The organism is Bacillus sp. IT-79MI2, from assembly GCF_949768135.1.
Lineage (GTDB): Bacteria > Bacillota > Bacilli > Bacillales > Bacillaceae_G > Bacillus_A > Bacillus_A pseudomycoides.
The window spans coordinates 1-318 of sequence record NZ_CATKPV010000023.1; the positions used below are offsets into that span (position 1 = coordinate 1).

Annotated in this window: 1 pseudogene; it reads right to left on the minus strand. The window is 36.2% G+C overall.

The features are described 5' to 3' along the window. Positions 1–252: pseudogene (locus ACM6HU_RS02010) on the minus strand (IS6 family transposase); the annotation flags it as partial. Between the last annotated feature and the right edge of the window lie 66 nt (positions 253–318).

The window sequence follows — 318 nt, forward strand, 5'->3', positions numbered from 1 at the left end:
CCCTTTGACTTTTACAAAAGTCTCATCCAATTTCCAAGACAATTGTACGTTTTTATTTTTCTTCTTCCAAATTTGGTAGATCAAGTTGCCATATTCATGAACCCAGCGCATGATGGTTGTCGGATGAACCGAAACACCACGTTCCTTCAGGATTTCAGATACAACGCGATAGCTTAAAGAAAAACGACAATAGTAGCCGACGGCTACTAAAATAATGTCTTGTTTGAATTGTTTTCCTTTAAAATATCCCATCTGTCATTCTCCTCGTCTCATTTTTCTAGAATATAGCTTAGTTTAAAAAACTTTGCAACAGAACCA